The following is a 20,294-nucleotide window of genomic DNA, read 5'->3' as shown; positions in this document are numbered from 1 at the left end:
GGACAGCCGCACCGGTGCTGCGGCCAGAAGAACCGCCAGCACCGGTGCGGCTGTCCAGCCCCGCATCAGAAATTGAACCCGACGCGCACGCCATAGGTCCGCGGCGGACGCAGCGTCGCCACCGGGAAGTCGAGGATCGGGCGGGTGCCCGCACGCGCCAGCACTTCCTCGTCGGTGATGTTGTTGATGAACGCGGTGATATTCCAGCCGCCGCGATCTTCCAGCGTCGCATAGGCATCGGCCATCGCGAAGCTGCCCTGGCGTTCTTCCGGACGGAAATTCGAGTTCATGAAGCGGCTGCTCTCGATATTGCCGCGCGCGCCGAGGATGAGATTGAGGTCGCCGGTCAGCTCGAACGTGCGCTCATAGCCCAGGTTCAGCGCCCATTTCGGCGAGTTGACCGTCGGGCGGCCCGAACAGTCGATGTCGAAGAAGCGCGCGGTGTTGACGCCCGGATTGGCAAGACGGCTGCCCAGCGTGGTGCATCCCGTGGTCACCGGCGCTCCGGTGGGTGAGAAGTTCGCCGTGGTCAGGCGGTCATATTTGCCGTTAAGATACTGCACGTTGAGGCTGAACAGGTCGTTGCGGCTCGGCGCGAACCGGGCCTCCAGCTCGGCACCATAGATGCGCGACTTGCCCGCGTTCACCGTGGTCGAACCCTGCGCAAAGATGCCGCCAGCGGTCCGCACGCCGCCGACAAAGGTGATCTGCTGGTCCTTGTAGTCCCAGTAGAAGGCCTCGATGTTCAGCTGCAGCTTGTTGTCGAAGAAGCGGTTCTTGGCACCCACCGTGAACGCGGTGAGGTTTTCGGGCGCGAAGGTGTTGTTCGGCGGCTGGGCGACGAAGAAGCCGCCCGACTTGAAGCCGGTCGCAGCGTTTGCATAGACCAGCGACTGCGGACCGGCATCCCATTCGAGACCCGCCTTCCAGGTGAATTTCTCGAACGACAGGTCGCCGGTGAACGGCGCGCTGAGCGGCGGATTGATCGGGCCGGGCAGACCGCCCGAGGCGACCGAGGTCAGCTGCTTCTTGTCTTCCTTCGTATAACGGCCACCGGCGACGAGACGCAGCGTATCGGTGATGTCGAAGGTCAGCTGGCCGAAAGCGGCAACGCTTTCGGTGCTCAGACGCGGGGTGAAGCGCGTGGTCGAGATATTGCCCTGGCGGAAGAAATTCTCGGTTTCCTGGTTTTCGCCGAAATAGAACAGGCCGACGACATAGCGCAGCCGCTGGTCCTCGTTAGACGCGAGCCGGACCTCGAGCGAGCTCTGCTCGGCAACGTCGCGGATCGTTCCGGCAAAGCCCGGCAGATAGGTCAGAACGTTCACATCCGATCGGCGATAGGCCGGAATGAAGGTCAGCGTGCCGAAGCCCATATCGCCGGTGATCGTGGCGCTCACGCCGATGAACTCGTTGTCCAGGAACCCGTCGGTGCCGGGCAGCGCGACGCAGCCGCTGTTGACGAAATTGCCCGGGCCTCCGCAGAACGGTGGCGCGAAGATGCCCGATGCGAGCTGGCGGATGGCGGCCCGTGCCCGCGGATCGGAGATGCTCACGCGGTCTTCCAGCGCGGGGACCGTGTAGCGAGCCTCGGGCAGCAGCACCGCGCCCGCGCCCTTGCCGCCCTGATTGTAGTAATCCGCGACCAGCAGCATCGACCAGCGATCCGACGGTTCGATCAGCAGCGACGCGCGGAAGGCCTCGCCCTTGTCATCGTCATAGCCGTCCGAGATATAGCCATCGCGATCGACCACCTGGCCCGCGAGGCGCAGCGCGACCGTGTCGCCGATCGGAATGTTCAGCGCGACGACCGACTTCTTGCTGTCGTAATTGCCATATTCGAAGAATCCCTCGCCGCCGAACGTGCCCAGCACGGGCTTTTTCGGAATGACGTTGATCGCGCCGCCGGTGGCGTTGCGCCCATAGAGCGTGCCCTGCGGACCCTTGACCACCTCGACACGCTCGAGATCGTAGAACACGCCTGCCGGCGCGGTCGGGCGGCCGACATAGATGCCGTTGAAGTTGAACGCGACCGCGTTTTCAGCGAACGAGTTCTGCGAATTGGTGCCAACGCCGCGCAGAAAGAAGCTGGTGGTCCCGCCGGTCGGCTGGACGACCAGCGAGGGGACCAGACGGCCGAGATTGGCGGTTTCGGTGATCCCGGCATTGACTAGATCCTCGCCGCCCACGGCCGTCACGGCGACGGCGGCGCGCTGCAGGCTTTCCTCGCGGCGTTGCGCAGTCACGACGATCTCGCCCAGACCCTGGTCTTCGGTGGCTTCGGCTTGCTCGGAAGCGGTGGCATCCTGTGCGATGGCGGTGGCGGGAACGCTCAGAGCCGCGAGCACGGTGGTGGCCAGCAGAAATGCCTTCATCATCAATCTCCCCAAAAGCGCGCGATGCCTGCACGGGCACCCGCTGTATCGGGGAGATGTTTACGAGAAATGCTAGCCATAGGTGAAATCTTTTGTTTTAATGATAATCCAGCAATCACACTGATAGGTTAACCGCATGCGCTTCAAGGGTCTCGATCTCAATCTGCTCGTCGCCTTCAGCGTGCTGATGGACACGCGCAGCGTCTCGCGCGCCGCCGAGCAGCTCAATCTCAGCCAGCCCGCGATGAGCGCGGCACTGGGGCGGCTGCGCGACTATTTCGGCGACGATCTGCTGGTGCTGCAGGGCAAGCGCATGTTCCCCACCCCCTATGCCGAGTCGTTGGTGCCGATGGTGCAGGACACGCTGCGCCGCATCGATGCGCTGATCACCACCTCGACCAGTTTCGACCCTGCCACGTCGCAACGCGTGTTCCGGCTGATCGCGTCGGACTATATCACCGCTGCGGTCATCGCGCCGCTGTCGCGTCGCCTGGCGCATGTCGCACCGGGCATAAGGCTGGAAGCGGTGCTGCCCTCTGACGGCAGCGCGGATCTGATCGCGCAGGGAGCATTCGACCTGCTGATCACGCCCGAGGAGTTCATCAACCCCGGCCAGCCCGCCGAACTGCTGTTCGAGGAGCGCCATGTGATTGTCGGATGGAAGAACAATCCCGTCTTTGCCGGCGAGGTGACGCTGGAGGATGTGCTGCGCGCAGGCCATGTCGGCATCCAGATGGGCAACCAGCGTACCAGCGCATTTGCCGACAGCATCATGGAAAAGCTGGGGCATTTCCGCCGGATGGAGATGACCGCCTCGTCGTTCACGGTCGTGCCCTGGCTGATCATCGAGACCAATCGGCTCGCTTTGATGCACGAACGGCTGGCGCGCGTGATGGCACGGATGTTTCCGCTGGCGATCGCACCCATTCCCTTCGAGTTTCCGGCGATGCGCGAGATGATGCAGTTCAACCATGCCCGCAGCGCCGATGAAGGGCTGGCCTGGCTGCGCGGGGAGCTGCGCCGCGACAGCAAGCTCGATTGACACAATCCATTTGCAGAACTGATACCTAGGCATAAATACAATAAGATTTACAGATTTATAGCTCTCCCCTTATCTAGGCCGGGATGAACAGGCCCGGCGACGCAATGCCGGGCGGGGAGAGGCATATCGGCATGAAGGACATGCGAATCTTGATCGTGGGCGGCGGGATCGGCGGACTGACCTCCGCCATCGCATTGTGCCGCAAGGGTTTTGAAGTTGAGGTGATCGAGCGCGATCCCGACTGGTCAGTCTATGGCGTCGGCATCATCCAGCAGGGCAATGTCGTCCGCGCGATGACCGAGCTGGGCCTGATCGACGATTATATCAACGCAGGTTTCGGTTTCGATCGCGTCCAGGTCTATATCCCGACCGGCGTGTGCGTTGCGGACATCCCGACGCCGCGCCTGGTCGAAGGCTATCCGGGCAATGTCGGCATCGGCAGGCGGGCGCTGCACAAGGTGCTGGGCGACCGCGCCAAGGAAGCGGGCGCGGACATCCGGCTGGGCATCACCATCAGCACGCTGGTCGACGATGGCGAGGGTGTTGCGGTCACCTTCAGCGACGGGTCGAGCGGCATCTTCGATCTGGTGGTAGGGGCGGACGGGCTCTATTCGCAGACGCGCGGGATGATCTTCCCCGATGCGCCCAAGCCCGAATTCACCGGCCAGTCGGTGTGGCGCTACAATTTCAAGCGGACCCCCGATGTCATCGGCCTGCAGGCCTATGAAGGCCAGACCGGCATCGGCCTCGTCCCGCTCTCGGACGAGCTGATGTACATGTATGTCACCACGCCCGAGCCGGGCAATCCCTGGTACGCCAAGGAAGATCTGGCGAGCACGATGCGCTCCAAGATCGCCGGCGTGCCTTCGCCTGCCATCCAGGCGCTGGTCGGCCAGATCACCGAGGATGACGAGGTGGTCTACAAGCCGCTCGAATGGATGTTCCTGGAAGGCGCCTGGCACAAGGGCCGGGTCGTGCTGCTCGGCGATGCGGTGCATGCCACCACGCCGCATCTCGGCCAGGGCGCCGGCATGGCGATCGAGGACGCACTGGTGCTGGCGGACGAGCTGGTCAAGGCCGACACTCTCGATGCAGCGCTTACTGCCTATCGCGACCGCCGCTTCGAGCGCTGCCGCTATATCGTCGAATCCTCGCGCGCGATCTGCTTCGGCCAGATCGGCAAGGGGCCGCTCGTGGACAATGCCAAGGCCACGCAGGAAATGTTCATGAAGGTGGCAGAGCCGATCTGACGCTCGCCCCTTTTCAGTCAAATCAAGGAGTTAGAATTATGGCACGTGTCAGCGAAATTCGCCATGTCGGCTATGCCGTGACCGATCTGGCCGCCGAGGCCGCCTTCTATCGCGACGTCTGGGGCCTCAAGGAAGCAGGCGAGAAGGACGGGATGCTGCACTTTGCCGCTGAGGGCAATGACGAGCTCTATGTCGTGCGTCTGCGCGCATCCGACACGCAGCGGATCGACATCATCACCCTCGCCGCAGACAGCCGCGCCGATGTCGATGCGCTGCACGCCAAGGTCGCCGATTATGGCTGCCAGATCGTGTTCGCGCCCAAGGAGCTCGACACGCTGGGCGGCGGCTATGGCTTCCGCTTCTTCAGCAAGGACGGCCTGCCGTTCGAGATCTCGAGCGACGTCGCGCGCGGTACCGCGCGCGAACTGACCCGCTGGGAAGGCATTCCGCAGAAGATCAGCCATATCGTGTTGCACTCGCCCGACCACAAGGAAATGGTCCGCTTCTTCACCGACGTGCTGGGCTTCAAGGTCAGCGACTGGCTGGGCGATTTCATGTGCTTCCTGCGCTGCAACCAGTGGCACCACCGCATCGCGCTGCTGCCTGGCCCCGCCTGCCTCAACCATGTCGCCTATGACATGCTGGGCGTCGACGACATGATGCGCGGCATCCACCGTCTGAAGCAGCAGGGCACCGATATCCGCTGGGGCCCCGGCCGTCATACCGCAGGCAACAACACCTTCAGCTATTTTACCACGCCCGCAGGCTTTGCGGTCGAATATACTGCCGATCTCGAGGAAGTCGACGACGCCACCTGGGAAGCCAAGGTGCATACCCCTGCCCCGATGGTCATGGACCAGTGGGGCATCGGCGTCGGCGGACCGCAGACCATGCCGCATCCTGCGCCCGACGCAGGCCTTTTCCAGCCTGCCGGAGTCTGATCCCCATGGCCCTGTTCGAATATTTCCCCAATTATGTCTGGAACCTGTCGGTCTCGATCGCGCTCGAAAGCGGCGGCAAGATCGGCGAGATCATCGACATGTGCAAGCCGATCCGCGATGCGGCGGCCAATGGCGAGGATGCCGGCACCGGCGAGTTCCTGCAGCAATGGGTGGCGATGGGCGAGAAGCTGATCGAGCTTGCCGCCGAGGACGAGGCGCGCGGCCGTACCCTCTCCGCCTCCAAGAAGCTGGAGCGCGCCGCGCTCTACCTGCTGGTCGGGGAACGCATGCAGGGCCATGGCAACCCCGCGCGCGTCGCGACCTTCGCGCTGGCGCAGGACACCTTCGCCAGGGCGATGAAGCTGGGCAACCACCCGGTCGAGCGCGTGATGATCCCCTATGAGGGCAGCGAATACCCTGCGCTCTATGTCCGCGCGCCGGGCGATGGCCCCAAGCCTGTGGTAGTGTACTGCAACGGTCTCGATAGCTCGAAGGAGCTGCTCTACTGGTCGAACCTGCCCCAGGCGCTTGCCGCGCGCGGCATTTCTACCCTGTGCGTCGATCAGCCGGGCACCGGCGAGGCGCTGCGCATCAGCAACCTGCCCGCGACGCCGCATTCGGAAAAATGGGCCACACCCGCGGTCGACTGGCTGGAAAAGCAGCCCGATGTCGACCCCAAGCGCATCGGCATGACCGGCATCTCGCTCGGTGGTCATTTCGCACCGCGCGCGGTCGCGTTCGAGCCGCGCTTTGCCAGCGGCGCGGTCTGGGGTGCGAACCACAACTGGGCCGAAGTGCAGCAGAAGCGCCTGCGCCGAGAAGGCGAGAACCCGGTCCCGCATTACTGGGCACACGTGCTCTGGGTGTTCGGCGCGAAGGACATGGACGATTTCCACGAGAAGTCGAAGGACATGACGCTTGATGGCGTGATGGAGCGGATCAAGGTGCCTTTCCTGGTCACCCATGGCGCGCAGGATCGCCAGATCAGCGTCGACTATGCGCACCAGAGCTACGAGCAGCTGACCAACAGCCCGCAGCGCGAACTCAAGATCTTCACGCCGCGCGAAGGGGGGGTCGAGCATGTGGGGGCTGACAACATGTCCTATGGCTGCGACTATATCGCCGACTGGTTTGCCGACACGCTGGGCGGCGACGTTACCGGAAAGGCCGTTTCATGAGCTTCGTCGCCACCGCCCGCATCCCGACGGCCAGTGCCAGCAAATATCTGCAACAGGTCTGCAAGCACTGGGAGCACAATCTGCCTGTGAGCTTCGACAAGACGCACGGGGAGATCACCTTCGCGAAGGATGCGCGCGGGGCGGACTGGCCCGCCGACGCCTTGGTCACGCTCGATGCCGAAGAAGGCACGCTCGTCTGCACGATCAACGCCAGCGCCGAGGGCCAGCGCGACGGGCTGAAGGGCGCGCTCGAACGCCATATCGACCGCTTCGCCTTTCGCGAAGTGCCGCTGGCCTATAACTGGGTCGATGGATGACGCTCACCGCCGCGCATATCAGGACAAGCACGCTGATTTCGGTCGTCATCTCGATGGCGATCAGCGCGGCTTTCTTCTTTCTCGTCTTCGGGAAGAAGCCCCTGATCGCGGTGTTCGCGCCGGACAATCTGGCGCTGGATTTCATCCCGCAGACCCTCGCAGCGGGCTTCATGGCCGCGTTGATGCCAGCCCTGCAGACACGCGCGAAAATTGTCTCGGGCACCCTGGCAGGCGCACCTCCCGTTGCCAAAGCCATCGTGGCGCGGGCGGTCCTGCTGGCTATCGCATCGCTGGCGCTGGCGGCAGCGGTCACAGGCTCGCTCTGGCTGGGCGGTATCGCGACCTTGCCATGGGGCAGCGCTCTCGCCCTGAAAATCGTCTATGGTGGGCTTCTGGGCCTGATCATCACGCCCATCGCATTACGCGCAATATTGCCGAGAGGATAATCATGGCCCGCACCTTCGTCGATCTGTCGATCTATCTGGAAAACGACGTCATCACCGATCCTCCGTTCATGCGGCCCAAGATCACCTATCAGCAGCATGCCGATACCGTGGCCGAACTGGGCCATTTCTTCCCCGGCGTGACGCAGGAACAAACCCCCGACGGCGCGGGCTTTGCTGCGGCCGAATGGGTCACGCTGACCACGCATAACGGCACGCATCTCGACGCGCCCTGGCATTTCCACCCGACGATGGATGGCGGAAAGCGGGCGATCACCATCGACGAGGTGCCGCTCGAATGGTGCTTCAACCCCGGCGTGAAGCTCGATTTCCGGCATTTCCCGGACGGCTATGTCGCCACCGCCGCCGATGTCGAGGCCGAACTGAAGCGCATCGGCCATGAGCTGCAGCCGTTCGAGATCGTGCTGGTCAACACCGCAGCCGGCGGCGCGGTCGGCAATCCCGAATATGTCAATATCGGCTGCGGCATGGGCTATGAGGCAACGATGTACCTGCTCGAACGCGGCATCCGCGTCACCGGCACCGATGCCTGGAGCTGGGACGCGCCGTTCAGCCATACCGCCAAGAAGGTCGCGGAGACCGGCGACACCTCGCTGATCTGGGAGGGCCACAAGGCCGGACGCGACATCGGCTATTGCCACCTCGAAAAGCTGCACAACCTTGAGGCGCTGCCCTCGCACGGCTTCACGGTGAGCTGCTTCCCGCACAAGATCCGCGGTGCCTCTGCCGGTTGGACGCGCGCGGTGGCGATCATCGAAGACTGACCAATGCAAGGCAGCGCGTTCGATCTTGCGGGCCGCTCGGCCATCGTCACCGGATCGACGCGCGGCATCGGCCTCGGCATCGCGCAGCTGTTCGCCGAGGCGGGCGCGAATGTGGTCGTGTCGAGCGAGGATGCGCGCGATGTCGCCGAGACGGAGACCGTGCTGGCGGGCCAGGGCTATCGCGTGCGCGGCATTGCCTGCGACGTGACCGACAGCGATGCGCTGTCCGCCTTGGTCGATGGCACGCGCTCGTCCTTTGGCGGCATCGACATCCTCGTGTGCAATGCCGGGATCACCGGCGAGGCAGGCAGCTGGTCGCTCGACGATTTCGACCGGGTGATGGCGATCAACCTGCGCTCGATGGTCGCGCTGACCGGCCTGGCGCTGCCGCATATGGCCGGGGGCGGCACAGGCAGCGTCATCCTGATGTCGAGCCTGTCGGCGCTGCGCGGCAATGGCAGCATCAACGCCTATGCGCTCGCCAAGGCCGGCGTCGCGCAGCTCGCGCGCAACCTCGCGGTGCAATGGGGGCCCAAGGGCGTGCGCGTCAACGCGATCGCGCCCGGGCTGATCCGCACGCCGCTGTCCGAACCCCTGATCGCCAATGCCGAATTCATGGAGCGGCGGCGGCAGATGACCCCGCTGCGCCGTGTCGGCGAGGTCGAGGATATTGCCGCAACCGCGCTGTTCCTCGCCTCGGATGCCGGGCGTTTCATTACCGGCCAGCAGATCGCCGTCGATGGCGGCACCTCGATCACTGATGGCAGCTGAGCGCATCCTGATCACCGGTGCGGGCGGCTTTGTCGGCCAGGCACTGGTGCGCGCGCTGGCGGGCACGCGTCCGGTCATCGCGACCGACCGCACCGGGCTGGATTTCGCCGATCTGCCGAGCGTGACCGCGCTGCCGGGCGAGATCGACGACCCCGCGCTGGTCGCCGCGCTCACGGCCGAACCGCTCGCGGCGATCATCCATCTCGCCACCATCCCCGGCGGCGCGGCGGAAGCCGATCCGGCGCTCGCCGCGCGGATCAATGTGGCTGCTCCGATGGCGCTGATCGACGCCGCCACCGCGCATGGCAACACCCCGCGCCTGCTCTTCGCCAGCAGCATCGCGGTGTTCGGCGACCCGTTGCCGCCGCATGTCGATGACCTGACCCCGGCGCGCCCTATGCTCCGCTATGGAGCGCACAAGGCGATGCTCGAGGAGTGGATCGCCACGCTCACCCGGCGCGGTGCGGTGCGCGGCCTTTCGCTGCGCCTGCCCGGCATCATTACGCGCCCGCTCGCACCTTCGGGGATGAAATCGGCGTTCCTGAGCAACCTGTTCCATGCGCTCAAGGCCGGCGAGCCGATCACCCTGCCCGTATCGCCCGAGGCCACCTGCTGGCTGCTCTCGCGGCGCGCGCTGGTGGCGCAGCTCGTCACCGCGCTCGATTTGGCCGAGGACCCCGCGACGGCTCGGCTGAACCTACCCGCGCTGCGCATCCGCATGGGCGAATTGGTCGCCGAGGTGGCGCGCCAGACCGGGGCCGATGCCGCGCTCGCCGCTTATGCGCCCGATCCGGCGATCGAAGCCGCATTCGGCGCGCAACCGCCGCTCTTCACCCCCGCCGCCGACGCGCTGGGCCTGACACACGATGGCACCCTGGCCAATCTGGTCGCCCATGCGCTCGCCGATCTGTAATCCACGAAAGGACGCCAATATGAAACTCGCCACCATCGAGAACGGCACGCCCGATGGCGCGCTGGTCGTCGTCAGCGCCGATGGCAGCCGCCATCTGCCCGCCGCGATCGCGACGCTTCAGGCCGCGATCGAAAGCTGGGAAACGTCCGAACCGGCGCTTCGCGCACTCGCTGCGCGGCTCGATGCGGGCGAAGGCGACAGCACCGATGGCCTCGCCTTCGCTGCGCCCCTGCCCCGCGCCTGGCAATGGCTCGACGGCTCGGCCTATCGCAGCCATGGCGAGCTGATGGAGACGCTGTTCGGCACCGAGCCGCCGCCGCCGGGCCGCCCGCTGATGTACCAGGGCCTGTCGCACCAGTTCCTCAGCGCCACCGCCGATGTGCCGCTTCCGCGCGAGGAGGATGGCATAGATTTCGAGGGCGAATTCGGAGTCATCACCGATTTCGTGCCGATGGGCATCACGCCCGAACAGGCGCTCGGCCATATCAAGCTGCTGGTGCAGATCAACGACTGGTCGCTGCGAGCATTGGCGCCGGTGGAGATGAAGACCGGCTTCGGATGGATCCACGCCAAGCCCGCCTGTTCGGTCGCGCCCTTTGCCGTCACGCCCGAGGTGCTGGGCGATGCCTGGCGCGAGGGTCGCGTCCACCTGCCGCTTGCCGTCGACTGGAACGGGGAACGTTTCGGCAATGCCGAAGGCGGCGCGATGGAATTCGGCTTTCACGAACTCGTCGCGCATGCCGCCAGCACGCGCTCGCTCTGCGCGGGCACGATCATCGGATCGGGTACGGTATCGAACAGCAATTTCCGCGAGATCGGTTCGTCCTGCATCGCCGAACGGCGGGGCATCGAGATGCTCGACGAAGGCAAGCCGCGCACCGGCTTCATGCATTTCGGCGACACCGTCCGCATGGAAGCGCGACTGCGCGACGGCGGGCTGCTGTTCGGCGCGATCGATCAGAAAGTGGTGAAGGGATGACCGGCTCTCCCCCCGTCCGCCGCATCGTGACCGGCCATGACGCGGCCGGGCGCGCGGTGTTCACCGCTGACGACCTGCTGCCGGTGAGCCCGATCCCCTCGGGCGATGCCGCGTTCAGCCTGATCTGGACGACAGCCTGCGTGCCTGCGGACAATAACGACGATACCGACGGGCGCAGCCGCGATGCCGGGCTGACGCTGCACCAGGGGTCGGTGATCCGCATCGTCGACATGCTGCCCGGCGGGGTCTCGCCCTTCCACAGGTCGAGCAGCATCGACTATGGCATCGTGCTGTCGGGCGCGGTCGAGCTGGAGCTGGACGACGGTGCGGTGACGACCGCGCGCGCGGGCGACATCATCGTCCAGCGCGGCACCATCCATCTCTGGCGCAACCCGTCGGCGAGCGAGAATTGCCGCATCGTCTTCGTGCTGATCGAGGCGGCGCCCAGGATCGTGGACGGAAAGCCCCTGCCCGATATAATGGGCTGAGGTTATGACCACGCGCGAAACCGTCATCCTTGTCCCCGGCCTGCTGTGTGATGCCGATGTCTGGACGGACCAGATCGCCGCCTTGTCGCCGCTGTACGAGGTCATCGTTCCCGACCTCACCCGGTACGATTCGCTGCAGGGCATGGCCGCGCACGTCCTGGACGGCGCGCCCGAGCGCTTCTCGATCATCGGCCATTCGATGGGCGGGCGCGTGACGCTCGAGGTCTTCCGCCTGGCATCGGATCGCGTCGCGCGGATCGGCCTGCTCGACACCGGCGTGCACCCTGCGCCGCCAGAGGAACTGCCCAAGCGCCAGGCGATGCTCGATATCAGCGCAGGGCAAGGCATGACCGCGCTTGCCGATGCGTGGTTGCCGCCGATGGTGCGCCCCGGCCTGCTCGATACCGACCCGGCGCTGCGCACGACGCTCTATGCGATGGTCGAGCGGATGACGCCCGCGATCCACCGCCAGCAGATCACCGCGCTGATCAATCGTCCCGACGCCGCGCCGCTGCTATCGCAGATCACCTGCCCGGCGTTGGTCGGCGTCGGCGAACTCGACCAGTGGAGCCCGCCCGAGCAGCACGTTCCCATTGCCGAGGCGATGGCAGGCGCGAAGATGGTGGTATTCAATGGCGCGGGCCATATGGCCCCGATGGAAGCGCCCGATGCGGTGAATGCCGCGCTGCTGGAATGGATGGCGCGGCCCGTTGGGGGGTGATGGGAGTTAGCGCTCGCGTCAACGAGACACGTTTTCAGCCTCTGACGGTCTCGGTCCGCGCGCCCTAGCTCGCTTTCCACGAATTGAAGAACAATTGCTCGACCGGCACGTCGAAAAACGCAGCCAGGCGATAGGCCATCGGAAGCGACGGATCATATTTCTCCGCCTCCATCGCGATGATCGATTGCCGAGTCACCTCGACCGCATCCGCCAGTTCGAGCTGGCTGAGGCCGCGTGCCTTGCGATAGTCGCGCAACGCGTTGAATTGCTTTCCATGACCGCCAACGGGCATCGGATCCCATCTGATCCACGACTGCGATTTTCGATGCGCAGCGGAAGTGTGTGGGGAATTAACGCGGTACGTTTGGAATGGATGATGCCGGCAAAGGCGCGGTTGCAAAACTCTCGGAGCCTCCGGCGATCATTCGTCCGGCAGGTCAGGATATTCCCAGCGATAGGGCACGCCTGTTTCTCCCAGCACGCTGCGCACCAGCTTTGGAAAGGCCCTTTCGGCGCGGACATCGTTCGAGAGGATCAGCACGCACCGACGGCTCGTCTGCAGGCAGACCAGAGTGTTGGCGGTCGTGTCGTTATGCCCGCCCTTGTACCAGCCCGGCCCCTGAGGCCCCGTAAAGCCGATCACGCCCAACCCGGCCCTGGCCTGCGGGCGATCGCTTTCGGATGCGTCGGGCAGCAGGGTAGGGAACTGCTGGCGGGTGGTGATCGGTAGCGTTGCCTCCGGATAGATTGCCTGCCTTTCTGGAGGCAGGCCATCGCCGCGCACCATATAGGCCGCCATCCGCGCCATGTCGGCAATGGTCGTGTCCATCGAACCCGCCGCACGGACACGGCTGCGTTCGTCATGCGGCTCGATCTTACCGTCAGCATCCCAGCCATCGGCAAGATTGTCGGCAAATGCTGCCTGCCATTTCAGGCTTGTGCGGGTCATACCCAACGGGCCGAAAAAGCGGCGCTGCAGCTCCTGCTCGACGTCGATCCCCAGCCCCCGCTCCAGGCCGAACTGCAGGAGCATGATCCCCTCGCCCGAATAGGCATAACGAGTGCCGGGATCGAAATGGATGCGCAAGCGACCGTCCGGTTCGAGAAAGGCGAAATTGGCAAAGCCGGTGGAGTGGTTCAGCGCCATGCGCGGGGTGATCGAGCGCCAGCGTTCATCCGATACCAGATCGCCCCAATGGCCATAGGCATCGACATTTCCGTAGCTAGGCAGGGGATCAGGCAACAATTCCGCAATCGGTCGGTCCAGATCGATCCGGCCTTCTGCTGCGAGCTGGATCACCAGATAGCCGAACACGGCCTTGGTAAGCGAGGCTCCGTACATCACGGTGTCCGGCGCTAGCGGTTCGCCCCTGGCATTGCGCACTCCGTAAGCGCGAACGGCGCTCACTTGACCGTTATCGATCACGGCAATGGCGAGGCCTTTGGCCCCCGTTTGCGCCATTGCCTCGCGTGCGGCCTGATCCAATGCTGGCAAAATGTCCTGGGCCATGGCACCGATTGCAATACTGGCAGCCGCAACAAGGCTGCACGCTATCGCCATCAATTGCATGATCTGCTTCAAAAAGCGATCCTCTGACTGCTGGCAAATCCGTGGCGCGTGCTCGCCATTTGCTCGAACAGCGGAATGTCGGCTTGCTCTGGTTAACCCAGTGTAGAAATTTCTGCGGCAAGAGAAAAGACAAGCAATGGCTCGGCAATACAGCCGCGCAGGACCGCAAAGACGCGGCAGTTGAACCGGCGATGTCGAGATAATGCAGGACAGTTGGACATGAAGAATCTGGAGACCTCCAACGATACATCCGCCTTCGAGCTGCCTGCGGAACTCGACGCGCAGGGCAGGCTCACGGCGGCCTGCGCCGCCGCAGCGCTAGCGCGGATGGAGGCGCATGGGCTGGTAATCTTCACCGGCCTGCTGTCCGATAAGGAAGCCGATACCGGGCTCGCGCTGATCCGCCAGACGATCGACGATCCGAACCGCCAGCGCTGCGCCTTTGCCAGCGAGACCGACAATCGCTACGTGCGCCGCGATTTCTGCTCGCTGCCCGCAACACCGCCGGTGACCGACTTCGTCGCGACCCTCGCCCAGCGGCTCGAAGCGGTGCTCGCACATTATTGCGACCGTGCGCATCCGCTGCTCGAGGTCACCACGCTGACCAGCTATCGCGGCTCCTCGCACCAGTATATCCATCGCGACCCCAGCGGCGTGATCAGCCTGTTCGCGGCGGTGGAGGACGTGTCCGAGCAGCAGGGCGGGACGGTTTTCGTCCCCGGCACGCAGCTGTTCGATGGTGCCGCGCCGAAGCACAGCGACGCGGCGCTGGAGCGGATGGAGCTATTCCGCATCGGGTGCAACTGGCGCATCCTGAAGCACAATCTGGCCAAGCTGTGGGCCATGCGCCGCGACAAAGACGCGCCGCTCGCGCCGGGCGAGTTTGGCGACCGAGTGTTCTCGCGCATCTGGGACGAGCACCAGCCCAATCTGCTGCGGTTCGTGCTCGGCAAGAATTCGCAGTTCAGCCTGCGCATGCTCGGACCTCGCCGCTTGCTGAAGCTGGTCCGCCAGCGCGCCGAACGCGACCGCGAGTTCCGGCTTGTCTCCACCGCGCCGCGCAAGGGCACGGTGATCCTCTACCAGAGCGACATGCTGCACGCAGGCCCCGACAACCGCTCGGCCGAGCCGCGGCGGCTGTTCAGCATGAGCATCGCGCGCGAGGCGATTTCGGCCAAGCGCTGGCACGACGGCTATTCGCCGCACCCCAGCCTGATCGCTCAGCCACTGAGCTTCGGCGACCTGCTCGACCGGCGCGTCGGCGCGCAGGAGCAGCGCGAGGGCGACTTTCGAATCGCGAGTTGATCTTCAGCGCCCGAATGGTCGTCACCCCCGCGAACGCGGGGGTCCCGCTTCAATCGTCATCGTCAGGACAGGAGCGGGAATCCCGCGTTCGCGGGAATGACGGGCTACGAGGTCGGGGGAGAAACGAGCGTCCGATTTTTACGCGTTCCCCTCCCTTCCAGGGAGGGGAGCTTCGTGTGCGCGCATCAACGCTGCCACCCCCTCAAACCGTCCCCACCAACGGCATCAGCCCGGGGTTGAGCGCGGCCCGCGCGTGCTGGCGCATACGCTGTTCGGCCTCGTCGGCGCGGCCCGAGAGGATCGCGTCGGCGACTGCGAGATGCTCCTCGTGCGCGGCCTTGAGGTTCGTGTGTGCATTGGCGAGATCGTCCCAGTCGAGCGCCAGCGCGGCGGCGGACGCCAGCGGCAGGTGGTTGTTGCGCGACAAGGCCACCCCGATCGCGCGGTTGCCGCTCGCGTCGAGCAGCAGGTCGTGAAACGCCAGATTGTAGCTGTAGAAGCGGTCGATATCCTCGGGGGCAAAGCTGTCGCCCGCGAACAGCGCATCGCCCTCGGCCAGCACCGCCTTGAGCCGGCGCGCAAAGCCGGGCGTGATCGGGCGTGATGCGATCAGCCGCACCGCCAGTCCTTCGAGCACGCCGCGCACCTCGATCGCATCGTCGATCTGGGCAGGCGTCACCCCGCGCGCCGCATAACCGCGCCGCCCGAGCTTCGCCACCAGCCCTTCCTGCTCCAGCGTGCGCAGCGCGGTGCGAACCGGCATGCGCGAGACGCCGAAACGCTCGGCCGTCGCGATTTCGGCGATGCGCGCGCCGTCGGGAATCTCGCCGGAAACGATCATCTTGCGCAGGGCAAAGAGCACGCGCTGGCCGGGCTTCATCGGGGCAGTCATGCCGCCCTGTTTAGCCTGTGCGCCCGCACCGACAAGCCCCCGCATCCGCCTTGCAACGCTCCTCAAACTGCATTATTGGATCCAATAACGATTTATCTCAGGAGAGGCACCGATGGCCACCGCCCCCGATCTGGAAGAGCGCAGCGCCGCGCACACCGCCGCGCCGTGGCCGCGCAACGCCTGGTATGTCGCCTGCACGCCCGACGAGATCGAAGGCAAGCCGCTCGGCCGCAAGATCTGCGGCGAGCCGATGGTGTTCTTTCGCGGGCGCGAAGGCAAGGTCGCGGCGCTCGAGGATTTCTGCCCGCATCGCGGCGCGCCGCTTTCTCTCGGTTTCGTCCGCGATGGCGCGCTGGTCTGCGGCTATCATGGCCTGGCAATGGGCTGCCATGGCAAGACCGAGGGCATGCCCGGCCAGCGCGTCGGCGGTTTCCCCCCGATCCGCACCTTTCCGGTGATCGAGCGCTATGGCTTCATCTGGGTCTGGCCGGGCGATGCCGATGCGGCCGATCCCGCCAAGCTCAGGCACCTCGAATGGGCCGAGGACGAAGGCTGGGCCTATGGCGGCGGCCTGTACCACATCCAGTGCGATTACCGGCTGATGATCGATAACCTGATGGACCTGACGCACGAGACCTATGTCCATTCGACCAGCATCGGGCAGAAGGAGATCGACGAGGCCCCGGTCAAGACCCGGCTGGTCGGCGACGAGGTGGTGACCAGCCGCTTCATGGACGCGATCGACCCGCCGCCGTTCTGGGCGATGGCACTGCGCGGCGCGGGCCTGCCCGATAGCGGCCCGGTCGATCGCTGGCAGCTCTGCCATTTCCACCTGCCGAGCAGCGTCGAGATCGAGGTCGGCGTCGCCCCGGTCGGCGAAGGCGGCTACGAGGCCCCGCTCGAGCGCAAGGCCTATTCGGTGGTGGTCGATTTCATGACGCCCGAGACCGAAGGCTCGCACTGGTATTTCTGGGGCATGGCCCGCCGCTTCGCGGTCGACGATGCTGAGCTGACCACCACCATCCGCGACGGCCAGGGCAAGATCTTCGCCGAGGACATGGAGATGCTCGAGCGCCAGCAGAAAAATCTCGACCTCTATCCCGACCGCCGCCTGCTGCTGCTCAATATCGACGCGGGCGGCGTCCGCTCGCGCCGCCTGATAGAGCAAGCGATTGCGGCGGAGTCGGGTTGAGGCGGTAACCCGCGCACTATCTACATCATTGTCAGTAGACGTGCGCTGATTGGTTGATAAGGTGCGCGCCATGCGTGTCTTCAAACGTCTGGCGCTCAGCCTTCTCGTCCTAGTCGTCGTAACCGCCATCGCCCTTGCGGTGTGGGAACCGCTGGTCGCCGAATCGGGCAAGGCCCCGGCGTCGCGCAAATATGACGTCGAGATCGTCCGCGACGATTTCGGCGTGCCGCATATCTTCGGCAAGACCGATGCCGATGTCGCCTATGGCGTCGCCTATGCGCATAGCGAGGACGATTTCTCGACCATCCAGGAAGTCGCCGCGATGACCCGCGCGCGCACCGGCGCGATGACCGGTCAGGACGGCGCCAAGGTCGATTTCGCCGCGCATCTGCTCGACATTCGCGGCACCGTCGATCGCAAGTACGATACGCTGCCCGCCGACATCCGCGCGCTGCTCGATGCCTATGCCGCGGGCCTCAACCATTATGCCGACAAGCACCCCGAAGAGGTGCGCCTGTCCGGCCTGTTCCCGCTCGAAGGTCGTGACATCGCCGCCGGCTTCGTGCTGCGCTCGCCCTTCTTCTTCGGGCTCGATTCGGTGCTCGGCGCGCTGGTCGAGGGCAAGGACCTGCCGATCGAGGGCGGGCCGAAGCTCTCCGGCAAGGAAGTCGCGCGCGTCACCCCGATCGGACCCGAGCCCGACATGAACGGATCGAACGCCTTTGCCGTCGCCCCGGCGCGGTCGACCGACAATGTCACGCGGCTGATCTCGAACTCGCACCAGCCCTGGCGCGGCGGCGTCGCCTGGTACGAGCTGGTGGTGCATTCGGAAGAGGGTTGGGACTTTGCCGGCGCGACCTTCCCCGGATCGCCCTATCCGTTTCTGGGCCATAACAAGTATCTGGGCTGGACCAACACGGTCAACCGGCCCGACCTGATCGATGTCTACAGGCTCGAGCTGAACGACGACCGGACGCAGTACCGGCTCGACGGCAAATGGCGCGACCTCGAATCGCAGCGCGTCTGGCTGAAGGTCAAGATGGGGCCGTTCACGCTGCCCGTGCCGCAGACCGTCTATCGCTCGGTGCACGGACCGGTGATCCTGAACGACAAGGGCGCGTTCGCGATCCGCTATGCCGGGATCGACGAGTTGAAGATGCTCGAGCAATATTTCCGCATCAACAAGGCGCGCGATTTTGCCGAATGGCAGAAGGCGATGGCGATCCAGGGCGTGCCCGCGACCAATTTCATCTATGCCGATGCCAAGGGCAATATTGCCATGGCGTACAACGCGCTTTTCCCTGCGCGCAAGCCGGGGGCGAACTGGCGCGGCGTGCTGCCGGGCGACCGCAGCGACCTCATCTGGAAGACGCACCTGCCCTGGGACCGGGTGCCGTTGCTGGTCAATCCGGCCTCCGGGTACATCATGAACGCCAACAACACGCCGTTCGTCGCGGCAGGGCCGGGCGACGAGCTCGATCGCGCCAGCTTCTCGGCCCTGATGGGCATCGAGGACGACATGACCAACCGCGCACGCCAGGCGATCAAGCTGTTCGAGGCGGCGGGGCAGATCGATGCGGCGACGCTGGCGCGGATCAAATATGATGTCGGCTATGACAAGTCGGATTATGCCACCGGCTGGATCAACGCGGTGCTGGCGGTCAAGCCCGATGGCGACAAGCGCATTCCGCAAGCGCAGGCGCTGCTGCGCGCCTGGGACTGGCAGATGGACGGCAAGGGCAAGGGCGATGCCCTGGCGCTGATGCTGATGCGTCCGGCGATGCGACAGAGCTATCGCCGCCTGGCCCTGCCCGATCCGCGTGAAGAACTCGTTGCGGCGATCGACCATCTGGAAAAGCATTTCAAGACGCTCGACCCCAAGCTCGGCACCGTGCTGCGGCTGCGCCAGGGCAAGGTCGATCTGCCGATGGACGGCGGATCGGACACGCTGCGCGCCGCCACGCTCTGGGATGTTGACGAGAAGGACGGCCGCTTTGCCGTGCGCCATGGCGACAGTTTCATCCAGTTCGTCGAATGGGACAAGGACGGGAATGTCAGCTCGCGCTCGATCCAGCCCTTCGGCGCGGCGACAACCCGGCCCGACAGCCCGCATTATGCCGACCAGGCCAAGCTGTTCGTCGAACACCAGACGAAGCCCGTCTATTTCACCCGGCAAGCCCTGATGCCGCATGCCAAGCGGCGCTATCGCCCGTGATTGCGCTTGAAACCGGTTCGCCAAGGCTTATGGTTTCGATCAGCAACCCGAAGGCGGCACCGGCGCTCCTGCATCAGCCGGTGACACCCGACAGAACAGACAAACTTGCTCCCAAGAGAGGCTCCATATCCATGCTCAAGCCCATCCGCTCGCTGATCGCCGTATCCTCACTGGCGCTCGCCGTGGCGCTTTCCCCCGCCCAGGCGCAGCAGGCAGCCCCCGTCGCCGATCTCGTCAAGACGGTGAACATCCCCTATCAGCAGTTCACGCTCGCCAATGGCCTGACCGTCATCGTGCACGAGGACCGCAAGGCCCCGATCGTTGCGGTGTCGATCTGGTATGATGTCGGCTCCAAGCACGAGCCCAAGGGCAAGACCGGCTATGCGCATCTGTTCGAGCACATCATGTTCAACGGATCGGAAAACGCGCAGGGCGACTATTTCGAATATCTGAAGAAACTCGGCGCCACCGATTTCAACGGCACCACCTGGTTCGATCGCACCAATTATTTCCAGACCGTGCCCAAGGCCGGGCTGGAAGGTGCGCTGTTCCTGGAAAGCGACCGCATGGGCCATCTGCTCAACGGCATCACCCAGGAAAAGCTGACCAACCAGATCGGCGTGGTGCAGAACGAGAAGCGCCAGGGCGACAACCAGCCTTACGGCCTGGTCGAATACAAGCAGATCGAGATGCTCACGCCCCCTGAGCATCCCTATGGCCACTCGACCATCGGATCGATGGAGGACCTGCAGGCCGCCTCGCTCGACGACATGAAGAAGTGGTTCACCGACCATTACGGCCCGAACAACGCGATCCTGGTGCTTGCCGGCGACATCAACGTCTCCGAAGCCAAGCCGCTGGTGGAGAAATATTTCGGCGACATCGCCAAGGGCCCCGAAGTTGCCAAGCTGAACCCG

The 20,294-nt window shown here is 64.9% G+C and carries 20 protein-coding genes; 16 read left to right on the top strand and 4 right to left on the bottom strand.

What is annotated here, in order from left to right; all coding sequences use genetic code 11:
• Positions 1-65: 65 nt before the first annotated feature.
• Positions 66-2,378: a TonB-dependent receptor gene (locus AX735_RS18890; protein ID WP_231750175.1), complete on the bottom strand. Its 2,313-nt coding sequence runs from the start codon at positions 2,376-2,378 to the stop codon at positions 66-68.
• A gap of 133 nt (positions 2,379-2,511) precedes the next feature.
• Between AX735_RS18890 and AX735_RS18885 the strand changes: the two genes are divergently transcribed.
• From AX735_RS18885 to AX735_RS18830, 12 genes are all read left to right on the top strand, one after another.
• The gene (locus AX735_RS18885; RefSeq protein ID WP_066283398.1) at positions 2,512-3,417 is read left to right on the top strand and encodes a LysR family transcriptional regulator; all 906 of its coding nucleotides are present in this window, start codon (positions 2,512-2,514) and stop codon (positions 3,415-3,417) included.
• Positions 3,418-3,548: 131 nt separating this feature from the next.
• A complete protein-coding gene (locus AX735_RS18880; RefSeq protein WP_066283402.1) occupies positions 3,549-4,667 on the top strand; it encodes an FAD-dependent oxidoreductase in 1,119 nt (372 codons plus the stop codon).
• 38 nt (positions 4,668-4,705) lie between these two features.
• Complete coding sequence (locus tag AX735_RS18875; protein WP_066283396.1) at positions 4,706-5,608, top strand: VOC family protein; 903 nt, start codon at positions 4,706-4,708, stop codon at positions 5,606-5,608.
• A 5-nt stretch (positions 5,609-5,613) separates the two neighbouring features.
• Positions 5,614-6,786 carry an alpha/beta hydrolase family protein gene (locus AX735_RS18870; RefSeq protein WP_066283391.1) on the top strand — a complete coding sequence of 391 codons (1,173 nt, stop codon included), beginning with the start codon at positions 5,614-5,616 and terminating at the stop codon, positions 6,784-6,786.
• Entirely contained in the window at positions 6,783-7,103 is a 321-nt protein-coding gene (locus tag AX735_RS18865; RefSeq protein WP_066283389.1) for a DUF2218 domain-containing protein, read from the top strand. The genes AX735_RS18870 and AX735_RS18865 overlap by 4 nt, the downstream gene beginning before the upstream one ends.
• A 53-nt stretch (positions 7,104-7,156) precedes the next feature.
• Positions 7,157-7,549: a hypothetical protein gene (locus AX735_RS18860; protein ID WP_231750174.1), complete on the top strand. Its 393-nt coding sequence runs from the start codon at positions 7,157-7,159 to the stop codon at positions 7,547-7,549.
• 2 nt (positions 7,550-7,551) lie between these two features.
• Positions 7,552-8,331: a cyclase family protein gene (locus AX735_RS18855; protein WP_066283383.1), complete on the top strand. Its 780-nt coding sequence runs from the start codon at positions 7,552-7,554 to the stop codon at positions 8,329-8,331.
• Positions 8,332-8,334: 3 nt separating this feature from the next.
• Positions 8,335-9,102, top strand: a complete 768-nt coding sequence (locus tag AX735_RS18850) for an SDR family NAD(P)-dependent oxidoreductase (protein WP_066283381.1) — start codon at positions 8,335-8,337, stop codon at positions 9,100-9,102.
• Positions 9,092-10,015: an NAD-dependent epimerase/dehydratase family protein gene (locus AX735_RS18845; RefSeq protein ID WP_066283378.1), complete on the top strand. Its 924-nt coding sequence runs from the start codon at positions 9,092-9,094 to the stop codon at positions 10,013-10,015. Before AX735_RS18850 ends, AX735_RS18845 begins: the two co-directional genes overlap by 11 nt.
• A gap of 19 nt (positions 10,016-10,034) precedes the next feature.
• Positions 10,035-10,994, top strand: a complete 960-nt coding sequence (locus AX735_RS18840) for a fumarylacetoacetate hydrolase family protein (protein ID WP_066283373.1) — start codon at positions 10,035-10,037, stop codon at positions 10,992-10,994.
• Positions 10,991-11,482 (top strand): cupin domain-containing protein, encoded by a 492-nt coding sequence (locus tag AX735_RS18835; RefSeq protein WP_066283371.1) that lies wholly within the window; start codon positions 10,991-10,993, stop codon positions 11,480-11,482. The genes AX735_RS18840 and AX735_RS18835 overlap by 4 nt, the downstream gene beginning before the upstream one ends.
• A 4-nt stretch (positions 11,483-11,486) precedes the next feature.
• A complete protein-coding gene (locus AX735_RS18830; RefSeq protein ID WP_066283368.1) occupies positions 11,487-12,203 on the top strand; it encodes an alpha/beta fold hydrolase in 717 nt (238 codons plus the stop codon).
• 64 nt (positions 12,204-12,267) lie between these two features.
• On the opposite strand, the gene AX735_RS18825 is transcribed toward AX735_RS18830, so the two are convergent.
• Together AX735_RS18825 and AX735_RS18820 are read right to left on the bottom strand one after the other, a co-directional pair.
• Positions 12,268-12,495: a helix-turn-helix transcriptional regulator gene (locus AX735_RS18825; protein WP_066283362.1), complete on the bottom strand. Its 228-nt coding sequence runs from the start codon at positions 12,493-12,495 to the stop codon at positions 12,268-12,270.
• Between the two features lie 129 nt (positions 12,496-12,624).
• On the bottom strand, positions 12,625-13,764 hold the full coding sequence (locus tag AX735_RS18820) for a serine hydrolase domain-containing protein (protein WP_066283400.1): 1,140 nt from the start codon (positions 13,762-13,764) through the stop codon (positions 12,625-12,627).
• A gap of 228 nt (positions 13,765-13,992) precedes the next feature.
• Between AX735_RS18820 and AX735_RS18815 the strand changes: the two genes are divergently transcribed.
• Positions 13,993-15,078: a phytanoyl-CoA dioxygenase family protein gene (locus AX735_RS18815; protein WP_066283358.1), complete on the top strand. Its 1,086-nt coding sequence runs from the start codon at positions 13,993-13,995 to the stop codon at positions 15,076-15,078.
• Positions 15,079-15,280: 202 nt separating this feature from the next.
• Here the strand turns inward: AX735_RS18815 and AX735_RS18810 are convergent, their stop codons facing one another.
• Positions 15,281-15,970 carry a GntR family transcriptional regulator gene (locus tag AX735_RS18810; protein ID WP_066283355.1) on the bottom strand — a complete coding sequence of 230 codons (690 nt, stop codon included), beginning with the start codon at positions 15,968-15,970 and terminating at the stop codon, positions 15,281-15,283.
• 112 nt (positions 15,971-16,082) lie between these two features.
• Between AX735_RS18810 and AX735_RS18805 the strand changes: the two genes are divergently transcribed.
• From AX735_RS18805 to AX735_RS18795, 3 genes are all read left to right on the top strand, one after another.
• Positions 16,083-17,162: an aromatic ring-hydroxylating oxygenase subunit alpha gene (locus tag AX735_RS18805; RefSeq protein ID WP_066283353.1), complete on the top strand. Its 1,080-nt coding sequence runs from the start codon at positions 16,083-16,085 to the stop codon at positions 17,160-17,162.
• 70 nt (positions 17,163-17,232) lie between these two features.
• Positions 17,233-19,377 (top strand): acylase, encoded by a 2,145-nt coding sequence (locus AX735_RS18800; protein WP_066283350.1) that lies wholly within the window; start codon positions 17,233-17,235, stop codon positions 19,375-19,377.
• Between the two features lie 131 nt (positions 19,378-19,508).
• The coding region (locus tag AX735_RS18795; protein WP_202189622.1) for a M16 family metallopeptidase at positions 19,509-20,294 on the top strand (786 nt) is incomplete at its 3' end.

It is taken from the genome of Blastomonas sp. CCH1-A6 (assembly GCF_001556365.1).
Taxonomy (GTDB): domain Bacteria; phylum Pseudomonadota; class Alphaproteobacteria; order Sphingomonadales; family Sphingomonadaceae; genus Blastomonas; species Blastomonas ursincola.
Note: the sequence above shows the minus strand (reverse complement) of the source record. Positions and strands in the feature narration are given on the sequence as shown.

Excerpts from the sequence above, each read along its gene's own strand:
- AX735_RS18890 (WP_231750175.1), bottom strand. The coding sequence starts at position 2,378 with ATGATGAAGGCATTTCTGCTGGCCACCACCGTGCTCGCGGCTCTGAGC.
- AX735_RS18885 (WP_066283398.1), top strand. The coding sequence starts at position 2,512 with ATGCGCTTCAAGGGTCTCGATCTCAATCTGCTCGTCGCCTTCAGCGTG.
- AX735_RS18880 (WP_066283402.1), top strand. The coding sequence starts at position 3,549 with ATGAAGGACATGCGAATCTTGATCGTGGGCGGCGGGATCGGCGGACTG.
- AX735_RS18875 (WP_066283396.1), top strand. The coding sequence starts at position 4,706 with ATGGCACGTGTCAGCGAAATTCGCCATGTCGGCTATGCCGTGACCGAT.
- AX735_RS18870 (WP_066283391.1), top strand. The coding sequence starts at position 5,614 with ATGGCCCTGTTCGAATATTTCCCCAATTATGTCTGGAACCTGTCGGTC.
- AX735_RS18865 (WP_066283389.1), top strand. The coding sequence starts at position 6,783 with ATGAGCTTCGTCGCCACCGCCCGCATCCCGACGGCCAGTGCCAGCAAA.
- AX735_RS18860 (WP_231750174.1), top strand. The coding sequence starts at position 7,157 with ATGGCGATCAGCGCGGCTTTCTTCTTTCTCGTCTTCGGGAAGAAGCCC.
- AX735_RS18855 (WP_066283383.1), top strand. The coding sequence starts at position 7,552 with ATGGCCCGCACCTTCGTCGATCTGTCGATCTATCTGGAAAACGACGTC.
- AX735_RS18850 (WP_066283381.1), top strand. The coding sequence starts at position 8,335 with ATGCAAGGCAGCGCGTTCGATCTTGCGGGCCGCTCGGCCATCGTCACC.
- AX735_RS18845 (WP_066283378.1), top strand. The coding sequence starts at position 9,092 with ATGGCAGCTGAGCGCATCCTGATCACCGGTGCGGGCGGCTTTGTCGGC.
- AX735_RS18840 (WP_066283373.1), top strand. The coding sequence starts at position 10,035 with ATGAAACTCGCCACCATCGAGAACGGCACGCCCGATGGCGCGCTGGTC.
- AX735_RS18835 (WP_066283371.1), top strand. The coding sequence starts at position 10,991 with ATGACCGGCTCTCCCCCCGTCCGCCGCATCGTGACCGGCCATGACGCG.
- AX735_RS18830 (WP_066283368.1), top strand. The coding sequence starts at position 11,487 with ATGACCACGCGCGAAACCGTCATCCTTGTCCCCGGCCTGCTGTGTGAT.
- AX735_RS18825 (WP_066283362.1), bottom strand. The coding sequence starts at position 12,495 with ATGCCCGTTGGCGGTCATGGAAAGCAATTCAACGCGTTGCGCGACTAT.
- AX735_RS18820 (WP_066283400.1), bottom strand. The coding sequence starts at position 13,764 with ATGGCGATAGCGTGCAGCCTTGTTGCGGCTGCCAGTATTGCAATCGGT.
- AX735_RS18815 (WP_066283358.1), top strand. The coding sequence starts at position 13,993 with ATGAAGAATCTGGAGACCTCCAACGATACATCCGCCTTCGAGCTGCCT.
- AX735_RS18810 (WP_066283355.1), bottom strand. The coding sequence starts at position 15,970 with ATGACTGCCCCGATGAAGCCCGGCCAGCGCGTGCTCTTTGCCCTGCGC.
- AX735_RS18805 (WP_066283353.1), top strand. The coding sequence starts at position 16,083 with ATGGCCACCGCCCCCGATCTGGAAGAGCGCAGCGCCGCGCACACCGCC.
- AX735_RS18800 (WP_066283350.1), top strand. The coding sequence starts at position 17,233 with ATGCGTGTCTTCAAACGTCTGGCGCTCAGCCTTCTCGTCCTAGTCGTC.